Source organism: Neorhizobium tunisiense (assembly GCF_039631515.1).
In the GTDB taxonomy this organism is placed as follows: Bacteria; Pseudomonadota; Alphaproteobacteria; order Rhizobiales; family Rhizobiaceae; genus Neorhizobium.
On the sequence record NZ_JBDIUU010000004.1, the window covers coordinates 27,969 to 44,805 of the forward strand.

Consider the following 16,837-nt stretch of genomic DNA (forward strand, 5'->3'; position numbering starts at 1 on the left):
GTCGCTATTCTTAAATGTTCCGAGTTTTGAATCGCTCTTGCGCCTGAAGCCGGGTGCGGTACATGCGCCTCATCCATGAAAGACGGGCACTGGATGCGACCATCACGCCTTGAAGGGATCCGAACCATCGACACCTACCTCGCCCGATTTTAACAACTGAAAATAATCAAGCTTCGGGAAACGCTAGATGGTCTTAGCAGCATAAGTCCCTATTAGAACCGCCTCGCGTTTGCCCGAATAACTGAAGCATGACTACGATTCAGACGACAGTTCGTTTTCTCGGTTGTGCAATGCAGGCTCGGAATCTCTCTGGGTGATCAAACGCGCGCTATGCTGACGTGAGAACGATATCCATAGCCAACTCATTGCCACGGCGAGACGACTCCTCGCTCCGATGAGGAAATAAATGTGAACGACACCCCAAATCCACCAAGCCAGCCAGCCTCGGATTTTCAGGCGGCCGAAATCAATCACTGCTGAGTTACGCCCGATCGTTGCCAGATTACCCAAGTGTCGGTAGCGAAACGATTGTGGCGCCGGTCGCCCGGCTAGCCGATGCCGTATTCGCTGAGCCACGAACGATCCCTGCTGTTTGGCTGCCGGGGCTATGGCTGGCACCGTCGTGCCATTCTTCCACTGGACCGACGCAGTGTCACCGATGACATAGATATTTGGCACGTCCTGGATCGTTAAGTCTGCTTGAACGATGGCCCGCCCCGCGCGATCAGCAGCGGTTCCTAACCATGCCGCGGCGTTTGACGCTTTCACGCCCGCCGCCCAAATGATCGTGTTGCACACTACGAATTCGGAGCCGATTGTTACCCCGGTCGGTGAACAGGCGGTAACAGGACTTCCTTTGCGAATCTCAACACCAAGCTTTTCGAGCGACCTCTCCGCGTACGTCGACAGATTTTCCGTGAATGTTGGAAGCAGCCGGGCTCCAGCCTCTATCAAGAGGATCCTGGCGGCCTGCGTGTCGATATGACGAAACTCTCCGACGAGGGTTCGGCGAGCTAGTTCAGAAATCATGCCCGCTAGTTCCACGCCTGTTGGACCAGCCCCAACAATCCCAAAGGTAAGGAGAGCACTGCGCTTTTCTGGGTCCGCTTCCGTCTCCGCCTTCTCGAATGCCATAAGGATGCGACGTCGAATTGTCGTTGCATCCTCCAGGGTCTTCAAGCCTGGTGCCGACGTCTCCCACTCGTCGTGTCCGAAGTACATGTGCCGGGCACCGGTTGCCATCACGAGAATGTCGTAGAAAAAGGCTGTTTTGTCGGCCAGTTTGACCTGCTGTAGCTGTCGATCAACCGCCACAACCTCGCCAAGTACGGTCCGGACGTTTTGACTTCCTCGGAACATCTGCCGTATCGGCCAAGCAATCTCTGACGTCGCCAGGACTGATGTAGCAACCTGATATAGCAGGGGCTGGAACAGGTGATGGTTCCGCCGGTCGATAATTATGACCTCAATATCGAGGCCACGAAGGCTCTTGGCAACCTGAAGCCCTCCGAAACCGGCACCGACGATCACAACATGCTGCCGAGACATTTGGAACCTCACCTGTTCAACGACGATGAAAGGCGCTACCCCGCGTTTAAGGGAATAGCCCGCGGGATTGCTTCGCGTCCATGATGCGTTGCACCCCGATCGTGATGGCCGCGAACCTGTAAGATATCTTCTCCGATGAAGCCTTCGAGATGACCTTCGAGAAAGCGTCGTCCAGCAGTTCGCAAAGCTTCGCCACAACGGTGTCGCGATTCCAGAAAACTTGCTGAAGGCCCTGAACCCATTCGAAATAGCTGACGATCACGCCACCCGAATTGCACAGGATGTCCGGGATGACGAGGATTTCCGGGCGTTCGGCATCTAGAACATCGTCGGCGTCCGGCGTCGTCGGCCCGTTGGCGGCTTCGGCGATGATCCGGCACTTCAGGCGACGGGCCGTATGAGCGTCAATGACCCGTTCCATTGCTGCCGGAACGAGCACATCGCATTCCATCGTCAGAAGTTCTTTCGGATCTGAAAGAAGCTCGCTGCTGAAGTCGGAAAGGTGCCCATTTACTGTCGCGTATCGATCGAGAGCCTCGATATCGAGACCACGTTTGTCAACGTAGCAGGCGGTATGGTCGGAAACGCCGATGACCTTAACGCCGCGCCTTACAAGCTCAAGAGCCGTCACGGACCCGACATTACCAAAACCTTGGATCACGGCGGTGCATTTGCCCGGATCGAGATTGATGCTCTGCATCGCCCGCTCAATGAGATGGGCAGTACCGAGGCCGGTGGCTTCGCGTCGTCCAGTAATACCGCCTGCGCTAACAGGCTTGCCCGTCACGATTTCGCTGACTGTCCTGCCCTGGTGCATGGAGTAGGTATCCATGAACCAGGCCATGACCTGCTCATTTGTCCCCATGTCCGGCGCCATCACATCAATGTGGGGTCCGACGAATGGGATCATCTCCTGCATGTACCGTCTCGACAGCGCTTCCAGCTCGCGCAAAGAAAGCTGTCGAGGATCGACAGTGATCCCCCCCTTGGCTCCACCATAGGGCAGACCAGCCAACGCACATTTCCAACTCATCCAAACAGCAAGAGCTGCGACCTCGCCGATATCGACATTCGGAGCGAAGCGCGTGCCACCCTTCGTCGGTCCGAGCGTCAGGTGATGCTGGACCCGGTACCCCTGAAAAACAGCGACTTCACCGCTATCGAGGTGAATCGGGCACGATATCGTCATAGCCTTCTTCGGATAAAGAAGGCGGCTACGCTGACCGTCGGGAAGTTCCAGACGGTCGGCAATGCGGTGAAACTGTGTCAGCGCCATCTCGAAGACGGGACCGGCATAGATGTCTGTCATATCAACAACTCGCTTGCGATAGCGGGACTTATGCAGCGGGCGGCGCTGGGTGGATGAACGGCCACGGGCTAGCCTCCGAGCCCTTTTCGATCGGCACTTCGATCAACACCGGTGCGTTCAGTTCCAGTGCCTCTGTCACCATGGCCTTCAATTCTGCTGGAGACGTCGCCCGATAGGTCTTCACGCCGAAGCTATCGCCCAATTTGACGAAATCAGGGTTGGTGAGGTCGGAGCCGATGTATCGACCGGAATAGGTCTGCTTCTGGTCGCGAAGAACGTTTCCGTAGGCATTGTTGTTGAAGACGATAGCAACCACGGCAATGTTGTGTTGGACGGCCGTTGCAAGCTCCTGAACGCCAAACATGAAACCGCCGTCCCCTGACACGGACACGACCGCTTTGTCTGGGTTGCCGACTTTCACGCCGAGAGCCGTGTTATAGCCGAAGCCGAGATTGTCTTGATAACCGCACGTCACGTACTGGCGCGGGCCGTATACCGGGAAAGCGAAGCGGGCGGTGAACCCCATCTGGCTGACTTCCTCGACGAAGAAACCATCGCGGGGAAGTGCTTCACGAATAGCATTGAGATAGTCCACCTGCGGCTGTACGGCAGAGAACCGTTCCCGGGCCTCCCGGTTTAGACCAGCAAATTCTTCGACGCGGCTCGGCGTTGCCTTCTGGGCAACGGCCTGTGTCAGCGCGGCAGTTCCCGCCGTCGCGTCAGCGACGATCGCGACATCGGGCTTCAACCGCACCATTTCCGTCGGATCGATGTCGATCCGGATAACCTTCAGCCCCTTGGGGAGCCATCTCCAGCGCATGAACTCAAGTTCAAGGCGGCTACCAATGCCGATCAGGACGTCCGTGTTCTTCCAGTAATCGAATGCCGCAACGAAGTTGAGGTAATTCGGATGGTCGTCGCTTACGACGCCCTTCCCGGATCGATGTGAAGTGACGGGGGCATTGAGCGCCTCAGCCAGCGCCGCGATCTCCTGGCCAGCGTTTACCGCGCCGCCGCCCACCATGATCAGCGGGTTCTTGGCGTTCGCGAAGATTTCCGCTGCGGCCTTGATCGCATCCGGGTTAACCTTCGGATTTGCCGCAGGCCGAGTTTCAGGAAGATCAACTTCCGGTCCGGACATCCCGAAAACATCCCACGGAGCCTCCACCGCTCCCGGTCCCTGGCGCCCCGAGAGCATCTTGCCGATGACATCCGCCATCACTGCGCCGGTCTGAGACTGGTGGTCGATCCGTTCGGCGACCTTGGTGATACCGCGCATTGTCGCCAGTTGATCGGGCAACTCGTGCAACTGGCCACGGCCCTGCCCGATCAGATGCGACATGATGTTGCCAGTCAGGCAAAGGACCGGGGAGTTTGCGCCGTAGGCGGTGCAGAGCGCGGCACCAGAATTAAGGACGCCCGGGCCGGGAACGACGGTATAGGCTCCAATGCGGCCTGTGGACTTCGCATAGCCGTATGCCATGTAGCCGGCGCCTTGCTCATGACGGGTATGAATGAAGCGGATCTGATTGCGCTTCTCATATAGAGCGTCGTTGAAGTCGTACATGTGGGCGCCAGGGATACCGAAAACAGTATCCACTCCATTCTCGACGAGAGAGCGAGCGATGGCTTGGCCCGTCGTTTCTTTGTTTGTCATCTTGTGATCCAGTCTTTTCTATCCAGGTCCGTTCAGGCTGCGGCGCGGTTGCCGATAGTTCCCTCGGCGGCGAGAGCCTTCATGATTGCCTTCGCATCGGTCGGCTGCATTCCCGCCAGGTTCATCCGGCCAGAATCGGCCATATAGATCCCGTGCTTGTTGCGCAGTGCGACCGCGGTGTCCTTGGACATGGAAAGGTTGGAGAAGAGGCCACGCTGCTTAGCGATGAATTCCAGTTCAGGGTGAGCCGACGCAAGAGCGGTCCGGTTACCGTTGATACGCGTGCACATCGGCACGAGTTCCTGCCTCCAGATGTCGGTGAGCTCGGCGCTCTGAAGAATAACCCGGACAATTGCTGCCCCATGATCCGGCGGCATTGACCAGTTGACACGTGCTAGCGCGGCCATGTTGCCGTCGGCGACCTTCAGTTGCTCAGGATTCCGACTGACAAGATAGAGAGCGCCCACCCGCTCGCGATAGAGGCCGAAGTTCTTGTCGCACGAGTAGGCAACCAGGGCTTCATCTACGGAATCAAGAATGAGACGTGTTGCTTCGGCGTCCTGCTCAAGTCCATCACCCAAACCTTGATACGCCAGATCGATGAAGGGGATCAGCTTCCGCTCGGCCAGCAGGGCCGCGATTTGCTCCCACTGCGCCCGGTCGAAATCAAGTCCGGTTGGGTTATGGCAGCATCCGTGGAGAAGAATGATGTCGCCGGCGCTGGCAGCACGCAGAGCTTCAAGAACGAGATCGAACTCGATCTGCTGCTTGGCGAGATCGACAAAGCGATAACCGTTTACACCAAGGCGAGCAGACTCGAAGATCGGTGCGTGGTTCGGCCAGCTTGGCGTTCCCAGCCACACTTTAGCATCAGCGCTAGCGGAGCCGATCAGTTCGGCGCCGAGGCGCAGCGCACCGCTGCCCCCTGGGGTCTGAATTCCGACGACCCGCGTCTTGTCGAACTCTGTGCCGAATATGATCGGCTTGAGAAGATCGACGAACGTGAGGTCGCCCTCAGGACCGAGGTAACGTTTGCTGTCCTGCGTCTCAAGCAAATGCTTCTCGGCAAGCTTCACAGCACGCATGACCGGGGTGTTGCCGTTTTCGTCGCGATACACGCCAACGCCCAGGTCAACCTTGTAGCTGCGTGGATCAGCCTGAAATGCCTTTATGAGAGCCAAGAGGCTGTCGGCAGGCTGTGCATTAAGTTTCTCGAACATGATCTTTCCTCCGTGGGACATGAAGTGAAGGGTATCGCCGATCGAAGGAATAGAACTTGCAACTTTTCGAGGTTTCCCCCAACATGATGCAAGGAAGTTTTGATTTATCGCCATTCAGTGCATGAGATTCGACATGAGGCCCACACTTTCGTCGCTTGATCAATTTGATGTCAAGCTTCTGGCAGCCATTCAGAAGAATGCCGAGCTCACGCAAATCGAGTTGTCTCAGATGGTGAACCTGTCGCCCGCACAATGTTCGAGACGCCTTGACAGACTGCGCGGAGATGGGCTGGTCCAGAATGTCGTTGCGATACTGAACCCGGAAAAGCTGGGTTTTTCGGTGGTGGCCCACACTTTGGTGAGCTTGCGCTCCCACACTGACGAGGGGAACGCCCAGCTCCATCGCTTTATCGAGACCGCGCCAGAGATTCTAGAGTGTTACTCTCAAACAGGAGACGCCGACTTCCTTATGAAAATCGTGGCCCGAGACCTCGATCATCTTAGTGTGTTCCTAGAGCGGATGATCAAAGTGACGGGTGGGCTGGCGTCTGTAACATCTAGCATCGTTCTGAAGACGTTGAAAAAAAGCACGGAACTTCCCCTGCAAATCTTGCAATGAACGAGCCCCCTGCAGTCTGACGAGCCAATTACTTAACTTTGCTATAGGTCAGGAGAACGGCGTCTATTCCTCGCGATATGATAGGCCGATCAGCGAGAGATACCACTCCCCATGAGCTTAAGATCATCGTAGAGGCCACAAGGCTCAAGCAGAGGAAGCTGCGGTTACGTACCAACTCCTCCGTTGCATTCTTGATCACGACGCCCATGAGCATCGCACACACGATGATGGGGAGTATGGTGAACGACATCGCGTCGGGTCGGTACCTGCCGACGAGGAAACAAACGGTGACGATTGCCGATACGACGAGACTTACGGTGCAACAGAACCAACTGCTTTGATCCCATTGGGAGCGCGTAGTTGAACCGTTGAGCTCCCTGCCCATCAGTAAACATCCCCAGAAGTGGAAGATTTCTCATCAGAGCGGAGGCGATTAAAGTCCTCGAGCAGCCGCGTCGTTGCGTTGGCAAAAAGGGTCACGTCGTTGCCGATCGCAACGAAGGTCGCGCCAAGATCCACGTAGCGTCTTGCCAAAGCCAAATCTGCGGTCAGGATCCCTGCGGCCTTTCCATGCGATTGAATACGGCGCAGCGCCTGCTCAACCTCGGCCTGAACTTCGGGCGAACCCGGCTTGCCGAGATAGCCCATATCAGCCGCTAGGTCAGCTGGGCCGATGAATATGCCGTCCACTCCTTCAACCGTGGCGATCTCATCGAGAGCCGCCAGACCTTTCCTGCTCTCGATCTGGACCAGGAGACATATCTCGTCGTTGGCCGTCTGAAGGTAGTCGGTAATCCTGTTGAAGCGTGAGGCACGCGCGAGCGCCGCACCGACGCCTCGGACGCCGCGCGGTGGGTAAGATACCGCCCTGACGAGCTCTTCTGCCTGTTCGTGACTGTCGACCATCGGGACCAAGATCGACTGAGCGCCGATATCGAGCAGTTGCTTGATGATGTACGTCTCGCCGATGGGTGACCTGATCACAGCATGGCTGCCAGACCCTCGCATCGCCTGCAATTGCGAGACCAGAAGCGGGATGTCGTTCGGCGCATGTTCGGCATCGAGAAGCAGCCAATCGAAGCCCGCGTCCGCAGATATTTCGACTGTGTAGGAGTTCGCCAGCGCTTGCCAGAAACCGATCTGGGTCTGTCTCTCTCGGAGCGCGTTTTTGAAACTGTTGGTAGGGGCTGGCATCTCTTCTCCTATCCGAAATAGAGGCTGACCGATCCATAGGGCCCGAAATCGCCGACGATCGTGTCACCATGCCGGGCTTCGATCGGCCGAATGAACGAGCCGGCAAGGACGACCTGTCCAGCTTCGATGCCATCGCCATACTGTGCGAGTCGGTTCGCGAGCCAGGCCACGCCTCGGGCCGGCTGATTGAGAACCCCTGCCCCCAAACCGGTTTCCTCGACTTCAGCATTGCGAGAGACGATCGCGCCCATCCACCGCATATCAAGCTGATCGGGTCGCACGGCGCGACCGCCTGTGACTATGCCTGCGTTGGCGGCATTATCGGAGATGGTATCGAAGACATTTCTGGCTTTTTTCGTCTGCGGGTCCACGCGAACAATTCGTGTATCGAGGATCTCCAGTGCGGGCGTAACATAGTCGGTGGCATTCAGGACGTCGAACACCGTGACGTTTGGCCCCTTCAGCGGCGCCTTCATCACGAAGGCGATCTCCGCTTCAATGCGCGGCTGGATGAAACGATCTTTCGGAATGGTGGAGCTGTCCTCAAACACCATATCGTCCAGCAAGACGCCGGAATCCGGGATATTGATGTTGAGTGCGTACTGCATCGCCTTCGACGTCAGGCCGATTTTCCAGCCGACGACCTTGCGGCCAGCGGCGACTTTCCGCTTCACCCATGCGGATTGAATACGGTACGCGTCGTCCATCTGCATATCGGGATGCTGCAGCGACAACAAACCGGTTTGGACCCGCGTCCTTTCGGCTTCGTCGAGTGCCGCTGCGGCTGCTTCAATCTGGATGTCAGAAAGCATCTCACACCCTCTCGTCAGCAATTGTGTTGCGGAGCGTCCCGATCCCGTCGGCTTCCACCTCCACGACATCACCCGGCTTGAGCCAGATCGGGGGATCAAAGCGTGATCCGGCGCCTGTCGGCGTTCCACAAACGATCACGTCGCCGGGGACGAGCGTCGTGAAGGTGGAGACGTAATTGATGATCTTTCGGAATGAGAAGATCATTCGGCTTGTGCGATCGCTTTGGCGCACCTCGCCGTTCACACGTGTCTCAAGCTTGATATCGGCGAGCTGGCTTTCGTCCTTGTAAGGCACGATCCACGGCCCGATCGAGCCGGACGCGTCGAAATTCTTGCCTTGTGTGACGTTGAATTTTGCATGTCGAACCCAGTCCCTGAGGGTCCCCTCGTTGCAAAGGGAAAGGGCTGCAACGTGTGACAGAGCTTCGCTCTCAGGAATTCGACGGCCTTCCTTGCCGATCACGATGACCACTTCCCCTTCATAGTCGAGCTGGTGGCTCTCCGGTGGCCGGATCAACGGCTGGTCGTGGCCCGTGAAGGATCTTGGAAACCGGATGAAGAGCGACGGATTGCTTGGGGCGGCCTGTCCATCCTTGTACTCTTCATTGCGATCGGGAAAGTTGACGCCGACGCAGATGATTTTCTCCGGGGACTGGATCGGGATCTCGAGCGTCACGCCAGACAGGGGATAATCGACCGGTCCCGACTCACCTTTTTCTGCGAGCATGTCCAGCGCGCCCGCAGCGATGACCTCGCGAAGGGTCGGAAACCTCGGGCGAAAACGAACGGAGAGATCGACAACACCGTCGTTGCGGATGAGTCCATAGCCCTGACGACCTGAATTAGAAAATGATGCAAAACGCGGAAGCATTTGAGTGTCCTTGATTATTCTTTGCCCGTGATGCCGCCGAGGCAAACATATTTAAGTTCAAGATAGTCATCGATGCCGTATTTCGAGCCTTCGCGACCAAGGCCCGACGACTTGACGCCGCCAAACGGCGCTTCTGCAGTCGAAATCAGTCCGGTGTTGACACCCACCATTCCGTATTCGAGCGCTTCGGCCACACGGAACACTCTCGAAAGGTCCTGGGCGTAAAAGTAGGAGGCTAGGCCAAACTCGGTGTCGTTTGCCTTCTCAACGACATCTGCTTCGTCCTCGAAACGGAAGAGCGGCGCGACAGGGCCGAATGTCTCTTCCCAAGCGATGGCCATGTTCTGCGTAACACCTGCCAGTACCGTCGCTTCGTAATAGGTGCCGCCAAGCGCGTGCGGTTTGCCGCCTTGCAGGATCACTGCCCCCTTCGATACGGCGTCCTGCACGTGCTCATCGACTTTCTTCAGGGCTGACTGGTCAATCAGTGGTCCCAAAGCGATACCTTCGTCAAAGCCGTTACCTGTCTTGAGGCCGCCGACTGCCTTGGCCAGCTTCTCGGCAAATGCATCGTAAACGCCGTTCTGGACATACAGCCGATTGGCGCAGACGCAGGTTTGACCATTATTTCGGAACTTCGCGATCAATGCGCCTTCAACGGCCGCATCCAGGTCGGCGTCGTCGAAGACGATAAACGGCGCATTACCGCCGAGCTCGAGCCCAAGCTTTTTGATGGTCGGGGCTGATTGACGGTACAGCTCCGCACCAACTTCCGTCGAACCCGTGAAGGTCAGTTTCCGCACGACAGGGTTCGACGTCAGCTCGGCGCCAATCTCGCGGGCAGAACCCGTGATCACGCTGAAGAGCCCCGCCGGCAACCCGGCTCGCTCCGCCAGAACAGCCAAGGCAATTGCAGAAAATGGCGTTTGGGCAGCAGGCTTCAAGACCATCGCGCAACCGGCCGCAAGCGCTGGGCCTACCTTTCTAGTGATCATCGCATTTGGAAAATTCCATGGCGTGATGGCCGCAACCACGCCGATCGGCTGCTTCATCACCAGAATGCGCTTATCTCTCTGATGTCCTGGGATGATGTCGCCATTGATACGGCGAGCTTCCTCTGCAAACCATTCTACGAAGCTCGCGCCGTAGGCGATCTCGCCTTTGGCTTCCGCCAAAGGCTTGCCCTGTTCAAGTGTCAAGATGCGCGCTAGGTCATCCTGGTTCGCCATCATAAGGTCGAACCATTTGCGGAGGATCACACTGCGTTCCTTCGCAGTTCGCCCAGCCCATTCCTTCTGCGCTTCCTCGGCATGAGCGATGGCTGCTCGGCACTCGCTTGCACCTAATTTCGGTACCGAGCCAATTGTTTCACCGGTGGCAGGGTTGGTGACCGCGATAGCATCGGTCATATCCGCTTCGATCCAGTCGCCACCAATGTAGGCGGCAGAACGGAATAATGTCGGGTCATTCAGCATCATCGCGCGATCGCTCCTAAAAATTCTTGAGCGGGGGCATCACCAAGATACCCCCGCTGAAACGGCTGATTTATGGAGCGATGATAGGCGAAGCCTTCAGGAAGGGTTCGCGGGTTTGGGTATTGACGAATGGGGTGCCGTGTTCGAACCACGAACGAGGGGCTGGCGCTCCCCACAGCGTTTGCCGCTGCGGGTCTTTCAGGTCCCATTTGATCGGCTCCAGATCGGGATCGACTGTCTGATAATCGGAGCAGTAGATCTCGGTGCGGTGCCCATCCGGATCAAGGATGTAGAGGAAGAACGCATTTGAGATGCCGTGGCGCCCTGGCCCGCGCTCGATGTTCGCGAGGTACCCGGTCGTCGACATCAGGTCGAGCAGATCGATAATGTTGAGGGGCGTCGGCACCCAGAATGCCGTGTGATGAAGACGAGGGCCAACGCCGTTTGTGAACGCCATGTCGTGGACGCCGCCCTTGCGATGCATCCAGGCTGCCCAAAGCTTCTTGCTCTCGTCATCCTCGGTATATTCGGTCACACGGAAGCCGATGTCGTTGTAAAACGCAACCGAGGCGTCAACATCCGGGGTAAAGCAGTTGAAGTGGTCGATGCGAAGTGGCTTGACGCCGTGATACAATGCGTACTTCTGGTGGATTGGCGCTAGGCGATCCATCTTGTAATAAAATTCGAGCGGGATCCCGAAATTGTCATGGGTTCGGAGCGTACGGCCCTGGAATGGGCGCTCAACCCATTCTGATTTGTGGCCTTTTGCCTCGAAATAGGCTTTCGCCTTGTCCAGATCTTCCTCGGAATACACCTTCAATGACAGATAGCCAACGGCCGGCGTATCACTCTCCTTCAGCACCATGCAATGGTGGCCGCGTTCTTCCATTGCACGCAGGTAGATCGTATCTGCGTCCTCATCGGTAACCTGGAGACCAAGCATGTCGGCGTAAAACGCCCGGCTCGCCGCGAGGTCTTTGACGAGAAGCTCAACGTGGCTCAGGCGAATCGTATTGAAGGCGGGATAAAGGTTGAACTGTGGAAGCGGCATGGGGTTCCTCCTCGAAGCCGAGACTCCTAATCATCGGCGATATTGGTCTAAGGGCCGCGTAAGGTATTTTCGCGGCCCGTGGATGCGATGGTTTTAGCCACCCAGTTTCTGGATATTATGAGCCGTCGTTGCGAAAGCGATGTTCTTCGTTTCCATGTAGAAATCGAAAGACCAGTCGCCGCCATCGCGGCCGATACCGGAATTCTTGACACCACCGAACGGCGTTGGCAGGTGGCGGACGTTCTCCGAGTTTACCCAGATCATTCCCGCCTCCAACTGGTCCGAAAATCTAAAGGCGCGCGTGACATCAGAGGTCCACAGATAGCCAGTCAGGCCGTACTGGACATCGTTGGCGATTTTCAGAGCATCCGCCTCGTCAGTGAACGGAATGGCCGTCAAAACAGGGCCGAAGATCTCTTCCTGAGCGATCCGCATCCGATTATTCGCGCCGGTGAAAAGGGTTGGCGCGACATAGCAGCCGCCACCGGGACCTTCGACCTTCTGTCCCCCGGCCGCGACCGTGGCGCCCTCGGACTTGCCGATCTCGACATATTCAAGGACCTTCCGCTCGTGAACAGGATGCACAAGGGGGCCGACCACGGTCTGCGGGTCGAGCGGATGGCCAACTTTGATCCGCTTGGCCTTTTCGGCCACCATCGCGGTGAACTTGTCGTAGACACTCTCTTCAACAAGAAGCCTGGACGAAGATGTGCAGCGTTCGCCGTTCAGCGAATAGATCATGAACACCGCCGCATCGGCGGCGCGCTCCAAGTCGGCGTCTGCAAAAACGATCACCGGGTTTTTGCCGCCGAGTTCGAAATGGACCCGCTTGAGTGTGTCAGCTCCCTGCTTCATGATCATCGAGCCGGTCCGGCTTTCGCCAACGAAACCGATGGCCTTGATGAGCGGATGCTCCGTCAAGGCTTTGCCGGCGTCTTCGCCCAATCCGTTGACGAGGTTCCAAACACCCTTCGGCAGACCAGCGCTCTCGGCGATCTCGACCAGGAGACGAGCGGTCAGGGGCGAAAATTCTGCTGGCTTGTGGACGATCGTGCAGCCGGCAGCCAGGGCCGGCGCAATCTTCCAAGTCGACAACATAAAAGGAGTATTCCACGGCGTGATCACGCCAACCGGGCCGATCGGAGACCGCGTCGTAATGTTGACTTGGCCGGGAGCGCGGATCGTTTTGCCGTCGCGCGCCTCCGGCGCCCGGTCGGCGAAAAAGCGGAAATTTTCGGCGCCGCGCAATGCCGCCTTCGCCATGAATTTCAGCGACTGTCCAGTGTCCATGCATTCGACGAAAGCGATCTCTTCGGCACGAGCCACGATGGCGTCAGCGATCTTGTGCAGGAGCACCTTTCGAGCGTCTCCAGCCATCGCTGCCCAAGCCGGGAACGCATCCGATGCGGCCTTGGCCGCAAGGTCAATATCGGCGGCCTTGCCGTGCGCTACCTGCGCAATTGGCTGCAGGTCAATCGGCGAAATGGTGTCGAAAGTTGCACCGTCAACGGCCTTCACGGCCTCGCCAGCAATATGATTGAGAACCCCTTCCGTGCGAAAGCGGGCAAGATATGCTTCGGCCTTCCGCTTATTTTCTTCAAAAGTCGTCATAAGATCTCCATTCGAATGCAGCCGCATTCGTTAGCTGGCGTCACGATAAAGCCGTACTAGGCCTTGCTTCGAAGGCGGGCGTGCATTGCGTTGTCTTTCCAACTCAGCACCGGATCGATTTCCCGCACTTCTAGCGAGAGCGCGAAATACGGCTCGCTGAAGAGGGCCGACAGCCGGTTCTTGACTGCTGCCATGATGGCCTCGCCGACCCTCTTCTTTTCATCGGCAGTGCGTCCCACACCGATCCTGAAGCTCATGTCTATGAATGAATTGCGGTCGTCGAGATCAGCGATAGCGTAGGCTTCACTCAGGAACACGCGCACGCGAACCGCGCCGACCTCGAACAAGCCGCTATCCAAGATCGTCTTATGAACGACCTCGCTGAGTTCCTTGAAGTCGACGCGCCCTTTCAGGTTCGCGGATCCTTCGATAGTGAAATGGGGCATGGCCTCGTCCTCTGATACTTAACACGTTAAACATTTTTTGCACGCTTGTCAATTGTCCCCGACCTCTCACTGTTCAAAACGCATGTTGACGCGTTACCGCGATGGCTTCTACACACATGTTATGGATCAAGATAAACACCACCCACGACTGCTGCGCAGCACTCGCCAAGCTCTTCCGATCGCGCTCCTGAAAGCGCGGGAAGCTGTAATGGGCCATTTCAGACCGATGCTGGCTCAACACAATGTTACGGAACAGCAGTGGCGCGTTTTGCGCTTCCTTAGCGAACGAGGGCAAATCGATGCAACGGAGCTGGCCCAAGGCGCGGCGCTCCTCGCTCCGAGCCTCACGCGGATGATCAAGGCGCTTGAAGATCGCAATCTGATCAGAACGACCAGAGACACAAGTGATGGTCGCCGTGTGCTCGTCGCGATCGATGATCCGGGTGTCAAACTTCTTGAGGAAGTCCGCCCAGAGAGCATCAAGATCTACGAAGATCTTGAGCAGCGCATCGGGCGCGACAAGATCGAGGCGCTGGTCGCGTTGCTGAATGAAGTGACCGACAAAGCCACCAGCAGATAAGACGGATCCTCCGCCCTTGATTTCCCACGGCCATTTACTTAACATGTTTAATATCGTGGCCAGAGGGAATAAGAGGAGTTTCTCATGGTGGACCAACAGTACAAGCTGATCATCAACGGACAGGCGGTCGCTACCAATCAGACGTTCGAGGTCGTGAATCCGTCAACCGGCGCAGCCACAGGTGCAGCCCCTAAAGCGAGTTTGGCACAGCTGGATGAGGCTGTTTCCGCGGCCCAGACGGCTTTTGAAACGTGGAGCAAAACTGACGACGGCACCCGTCAGCGCGCGTGTATCGCGATCGCTGACGCACTTCGCGACAATGCGGAGGAACTTGCCCAGTTGCTTACATTAGAGCAAGGCAAACCTCTGAACGGTATGGGGTCCCGGTTTGAACTTGGGGGCGCCGAGGCTTGGGCCCGGCATACGGCCGGGCTGGAGTTACCTGTAAAGGTCCTCCAGGACGACAATCAGGGACGCGTTGAGCTTCACCGCAAGCCTATCGGCGTGGTCGGATCGATCACGCCTTGGAACTGGCCACTGATGATTGCGATCTGGCACATCGTTCCGGCCATCCGTACCGGGAACACCGTCGTCATAAAGCCGTCGCCGTTCACTCCGCTATCGACCATTCGGATGGTCGAACTGCTCAACCAGGTCCTGCCGGCGGGCGTCTTGAACTGTGTGACCGGCGAAAATGAGATAGGCGCTTCAATGTCTTCTCATCCCGGCATCGCAAAGATCGTCTTCACAGGCTCCACAGAAACGGGAAAGAAAATCATGGGCAGCGCAGCCGCAACCCTCAAGCGCCTGACGCTTGAGCTTGGGGGTAACGACGCCGGTATTGTTCTACCGGACTGCGATCCTCGGCAAATCGCCGAAGGGCTGTTCTGGGGCGCCTTTATCAATGGTGGACAGACCTGCGCGGCGCTTAAGAGGCTGTATGTGCACGAAGATATCTACGAAGATGTCTGCCGTGAACTGACGAACTACGCGTCGTCAATTAAGGTGGGTGACGGCCGTTCCGAGGACAGCGTCCTGGGTCCGGTCCAAAATCGGATGCAATATGAGAAGGTCAGGGATCTGGTGAACGACGCGAAGGGGCGCGGTGGTCGAGTCCTTATCGGCGGGGAGGCAGATGACAAGGCGCCTGGGAACTTCTATCCGGTGACGCTCGTCGCCGATTTGGACAACGGAGATCGGTTGGTGGACGAAGAGCAGTTCGGCCCGGCGCTTCCCATCATCAAGTTCTCGGACCTTGATGAGGTCATTAGAAGAGCCAACGACAACCCTAATGGCCTCGGAGGATCGGTATGGAGCCGTGATATCGAAAAAGCCAAGAAGGTGGCGAGCCAGCTAGAATGCGGATCCGTCTGGATCAACAAGCACGGCGCTATCCAGCCTAACGTCCCGTTCGGTGGTGTAAAAAGCTCGGGCTTGGGCGTTGAATTCGCGGAGGAAGGCCTCGTCGAGTATACGACAATCCAGGTTGTGTATCAGTAATAAGCTCTCAATAATCAAGACGGGACGACAATCATTGTCGTCCCGTCTCAACCGTCACCAGCTGCGCCGCCCTCGTGATGACGAACTCAGGTTCTCAGGCGATTTCGGATAAAAAGCGCTGAGCCCGCTCGGTCTTGGGGTTATCGAGGAAGTCTCCCGACAATCCCTCTTCGATGATTTCGCCGCTTTCGAGAAAGACGATGTGATTGCCGACTGCGCGAGCAAAACCCATTTCGTGCGTGACGACAACCATCGTCATACCTTCCTTCGCAAGGTCTTGCATGACGGCAAGTACGCTTCCGCGAAGCTCGGGGTCCAAAGCAGAGGTTGGCTCATCGAAGAGCATCGCGAGCGGCTTGGTTGCGATTGCTCGTGCGATCGCGACACGCTGCTTTTGTCCACCCGAAAGCTGGCCGGGATAATGGTCTTCACGTTCAGCCAGGCCGACCTTGGCAATCTCGTTGCGAGCAATCTCGCGAGCTTCCTCTTTGGACTTCCCCTTCGCGTGGATCAGACCGCACATGACGTTTTGGAGCACGGTCATGTGTGGGAAGAGATTGAAGTGCTGGAAGACCATACCGGTCTCCCGGCGCAACCGCTGAAGGTCGTTTTTGAACCGACGCTCTTTTGAGCGAGTGGCATGATATTTATCCGCGTCCCACTCAACAGATCCGACCCTCAATTGGCCTTCATCCGGTACGGTAAGCAGATTGAGACATCTCAAGAGCGTGCTCTTCCCAGAGCCGCTTGGTCCCAGCAGCACCACAACGTCTCCTTCGAGCACATCGAGCGAAACTGATTTCAGGCCTCTGACGTTCGGAAGGTCACGGCTGGGAAACCATTTGCTGGCGTTGCGTAACGAGATAACTGTCTTCTTATTTCCGAGGTTTTCCATGAACCGCTCCCTTCTAGAAGCGGGGCGGCCGAAACGGCCGCCCCGACGT

Annotated in this window: 15 protein-coding genes; 3 read left to right on the plus strand and 12 right to left on the minus strand. The window is 57.0% G+C overall.

Features of this window, described 5'->3' with window-relative positions; translation table 11 throughout:
* Positions 1-252 precede the first annotated feature (252 nt).
* From ABCW43_RS16400 to ABCW43_RS16415, 4 genes are read right to left on the minus strand one after another with little or no spacing between them, the layout of a single operon-like run.
* Positions 253-1,548, minus strand: a complete 1,296-nt coding sequence (locus tag ABCW43_RS16400) for an NAD(P)/FAD-dependent oxidoreductase (protein ID WP_345926301.1) — start codon at positions 1,546-1,548, stop codon at positions 253-255.
* Positions 1,549-1,594: 46 nt separating this feature from the next.
* Complete coding sequence (locus tag ABCW43_RS16405; protein ID WP_345926302.1) at positions 1,595-2,857, minus strand: Glu/Leu/Phe/Val family dehydrogenase; 1,263 nt, start codon at positions 2,855-2,857, stop codon at positions 1,595-1,597.
* 28 nt (positions 2,858-2,885) lie between these two features.
* Positions 2,886-4,514, minus strand: coding sequence for a thiamine pyrophosphate-dependent enzyme (locus ABCW43_RS16410; RefSeq protein ID WP_345926304.1), 1,629 nt, complete (start codon positions 4,512-4,514; stop codon positions 2,886-2,888).
* Positions 4,515-4,546: 32 nt separating this feature from the next.
* A complete protein-coding gene (locus ABCW43_RS16415) occupies positions 4,547-5,734 on the minus strand; it encodes an amino acid aminotransferase (RefSeq protein ID WP_345926305.1) in 1,188 nt (395 codons plus the stop codon).
* 133 nt (positions 5,735-5,867) lie between these two features.
* Here ABCW43_RS16415 and ABCW43_RS16420 point away from each other — a divergent pair, with 133 nt between their 5' ends.
* A complete protein-coding gene (locus tag ABCW43_RS16420; protein ID WP_345926307.1) occupies positions 5,868-6,353 on the plus strand; it encodes an Lrp/AsnC family transcriptional regulator in 486 nt (161 codons plus the stop codon).
* Between the two features lie 384 nt (positions 6,354-6,737).
* Here ABCW43_RS16420 and hpaI read toward each other — a convergent pair whose 3' ends face one another.
* From hpaI to ABCW43_RS16455, 7 genes are all read right to left on the minus strand, one after another.
* A complete protein-coding gene (hpaI, locus tag ABCW43_RS16425) occupies positions 6,738-7,547 on the minus strand; it encodes a 4-hydroxy-2-oxoheptanedioate aldolase (RefSeq protein ID WP_345926309.1) in 810 nt (269 codons plus the stop codon).
* Between the two features lie 8 nt (positions 7,548-7,555).
* Entirely contained in the window at positions 7,556-8,359 is an 804-nt protein-coding gene (gene hpaH / locus ABCW43_RS16430; RefSeq protein ID WP_345926311.1) for a 2-oxo-hept-4-ene-1,7-dioate hydratase, read from the minus strand.
* Position 8,360: 1 nt separating this feature from the next.
* On the minus strand, positions 8,361-9,230 hold the full coding sequence (locus tag ABCW43_RS16435; RefSeq protein ID WP_345926313.1) for a fumarylacetoacetate hydrolase family protein: 870 nt from the start codon (positions 9,228-9,230) through the stop codon (positions 8,361-8,363).
* A 14-nt stretch (positions 9,231-9,244) separates the two neighbouring features.
* Positions 9,245-10,708: an NADP-dependent succinate-semialdehyde dehydrogenase gene (gene gabD / locus ABCW43_RS16440; RefSeq protein ID WP_345926315.1), complete on the minus strand. Its 1,464-nt coding sequence runs from the start codon at positions 10,706-10,708 to the stop codon at positions 9,245-9,247.
* A gap of 67 nt (positions 10,709-10,775) precedes the next feature.
* The gene (hpaD, locus tag ABCW43_RS16445; RefSeq protein ID WP_345926317.1) at positions 10,776-11,756 is read right to left on the minus strand and encodes a 3,4-dihydroxyphenylacetate 2,3-dioxygenase; all 981 of its coding nucleotides are present in this window, start codon (positions 11,754-11,756) and stop codon (positions 10,776-10,778) included.
* A 93-nt stretch (positions 11,757-11,849) separates the two neighbouring features.
* Positions 11,850-13,367, minus strand: coding sequence for a 5-carboxymethyl-2-hydroxymuconate semialdehyde dehydrogenase (hpaE, locus tag ABCW43_RS16450; protein ID WP_345926319.1), 1,518 nt, complete (start codon positions 13,365-13,367; stop codon positions 11,850-11,852).
* Between the two features lie 56 nt (positions 13,368-13,423).
* Entirely contained in the window at positions 13,424-13,813 is a 390-nt protein-coding gene (locus tag ABCW43_RS16455; RefSeq protein ID WP_345926320.1) for a 5-carboxymethyl-2-hydroxymuconate Delta-isomerase, read from the minus strand.
* Between the two features lie 121 nt (positions 13,814-13,934).
* On the opposite strand from ABCW43_RS16455, the gene hpaR reads away from it, so the two are divergent.
* Together hpaR and ABCW43_RS16465 are read left to right on the plus strand one after the other, a co-directional pair.
* Positions 13,935-14,393, plus strand: a complete 459-nt coding sequence (gene hpaR / locus ABCW43_RS16460) for a homoprotocatechuate degradation operon regulator HpaR (protein ID WP_345926917.1) — start codon at positions 13,935-13,937, stop codon at positions 14,391-14,393.
* An 84-nt stretch (positions 14,394-14,477) separates the two neighbouring features.
* Positions 14,478-15,893 (plus strand): aldehyde dehydrogenase family protein, encoded by a 1,416-nt coding sequence (locus tag ABCW43_RS16465; protein ID WP_345926322.1) that lies wholly within the window; start codon positions 14,478-14,480, stop codon positions 15,891-15,893.
* A gap of 94 nt (positions 15,894-15,987) precedes the next feature.
* Here the strand turns inward: ABCW43_RS16465 and ABCW43_RS16470 are convergent, their stop codons facing one another.
* Positions 15,988-16,788: an amino acid ABC transporter ATP-binding protein gene (locus tag ABCW43_RS16470; RefSeq protein WP_345926324.1), complete on the minus strand. Its 801-nt coding sequence runs from the start codon at positions 16,786-16,788 to the stop codon at positions 15,988-15,990.
* Positions 16,789-16,837: the final 49 nt, after the last annotated feature.

Coding starts and splice junctions, on each gene's coding strand:
- ABCW43_RS16400 (WP_345926301.1), bottom strand. CDS start 1,548: ATGTCTCGGCAGCATGTTGTGATCGTCGGTGCCGGTTTCGGAGGGCTT.
- ABCW43_RS16405 (WP_345926302.1), bottom strand. CDS start 2,857: ATGACAGACATCTATGCCGGTCCCGTCTTCGAGATGGCGCTGACACAG.
- ABCW43_RS16410 (WP_345926304.1), bottom strand. CDS start 4,514: ATGACAAACAAAGAAACGACGGGCCAAGCCATCGCTCGCTCTCTCGTC.
- ABCW43_RS16415 (WP_345926305.1), bottom strand. CDS start 5,734: ATGTTCGAGAAACTTAATGCACAGCCTGCCGACAGCCTCTTGGCTCTC.
- ABCW43_RS16420 (WP_345926307.1), top strand. CDS start 5,868: ATGAGGCCCACACTTTCGTCGCTTGATCAATTTGATGTCAAGCTTCTG.
- hpaI (WP_345926309.1), bottom strand. CDS start 7,547: ATGCCAGCCCCTACCAACAGTTTCAAAAACGCGCTCCGAGAGAGACAG.
- hpaH (WP_345926311.1), bottom strand. CDS start 8,359: ATGCTTTCTGACATCCAGATTGAAGCAGCCGCAGCGGCACTCGACGAA.
- ABCW43_RS16435 (WP_345926313.1), bottom strand. CDS start 9,230: ATGCTTCCGCGTTTTGCATCATTTTCTAATTCAGGTCGTCAGGGCTAT.
- gabD (WP_345926315.1), bottom strand. CDS start 10,708: ATGATGCTGAATGACCCGACATTATTCCGTTCTGCCGCCTACATTGGT.
- hpaD (WP_345926317.1), bottom strand. CDS start 11,756: ATGCCGCTTCCACAGTTCAACCTTTATCCCGCCTTCAATACGATTCGC.
- hpaE (WP_345926319.1), bottom strand. CDS start 13,367: ATGACGACTTTTGAAGAAAATAAGCGGAAGGCCGAAGCATATCTTGCC.
- ABCW43_RS16455 (WP_345926320.1), bottom strand. CDS start 13,813: ATGCCCCATTTCACTATCGAAGGATCCGCGAACCTGAAAGGGCGCGTC.
- hpaR (WP_345926917.1), top strand. CDS start 13,935: ATGGATCAAGATAAACACCACCCACGACTGCTGCGCAGCACTCGCCAA.
- ABCW43_RS16465 (WP_345926322.1), top strand. CDS start 14,478: ATGGTGGACCAACAGTACAAGCTGATCATCAACGGACAGGCGGTCGCT.
- ABCW43_RS16470 (WP_345926324.1), bottom strand. CDS start 16,788: ATGGAAAACCTCGGAAATAAGAAGACAGTTATCTCGTTACGCAACGCC.